The 235-nt window shown below is 43.4% G+C and carries 1 pseudogene; it reads left to right on the plus strand.

Features of this window, described 5'->3' with window-relative positions:
* Nucleotides 1-235, plus strand: a pseudogene (locus tag CD111_RS11455) (LPXTG cell wall anchor domain-containing protein); the annotation flags it as partial.

Here is a 235-nt window from a genome sequence, read left to right on the forward strand (position 1 = left end):
TGAAAATCCAGGAGATGGTTATGAACCAAATAAACCAGGAACAGACGCACCTCCAGTGCCATATGATGAGACACCAGAAGAGCCAGGAAATAATCCGCCATTACCATATATACCAGGACATACACCAGAAGATCCAAAAGGTAATCCATTGAAGCCAGTTGATCCGGAGGATCCAACAAAAGGTTATGTACCACCAAGTATCACAAATCCGAATAATCCGTCTGAAGACACACCA

It is taken from the genome of Mammaliicoccus stepanovicii (genome assembly GCF_002902525.1).
In the GTDB taxonomy this organism is placed as follows: Bacteria; Bacillota; Bacilli; order Staphylococcales; family Staphylococcaceae; genus Mammaliicoccus; species Mammaliicoccus stepanovicii.